This is a genomic window from Escherichia sp. AM3 (assembly GCF_032029835.1).
GTDB lineage: Bacteria > Pseudomonadota > Gammaproteobacteria > Enterobacterales > Enterobacteriaceae > Escherichia > Escherichia coli.
Genome location: NZ_JAVUPQ010000778.1, coordinates 1 through 317 on the forward strand (window position 1 = coordinate 1; position 317 = coordinate 317).

Here is a 317-nt window from a genome sequence, read left to right on the forward strand (position 1 = left end):
TCGAAAAGGTTCTATTCATTTCTTTTAGCGCATTCAAAAAACTGATCGGCATTATTTTTATTCGATAATTTTTTAGTTTCAGAAAACACATTTTCATTGTTTTCCAGCTTTAGTTTAATGAGAAGATTTTCCCAGACCTGCTTGCTTAAACATATTACGTCAGGCTCACCAGAACTAACTAACTCGTGATTATTATTAAAGTGTACGTTGAATACCTTTAAGTTATTTTCACCAACTTCATATTTAATACGTTTTAATTGTTCTCCAGCTCCCATAATGACAAAGGCGTTGCCTTCTTGATATATACATTCAGACAT

General features: G+C 31.9%; 1 pseudogene. It reads right to left on the reverse strand.

Features of this window, described 5'->3' with window-relative positions:
- Positions 1-14: 14 nt before the first annotated feature.
- A pseudogene (locus tag RTW80_RS28320) lies at positions 15-317 on the reverse strand (DUF5507 domain-containing protein); the annotation flags it as partial.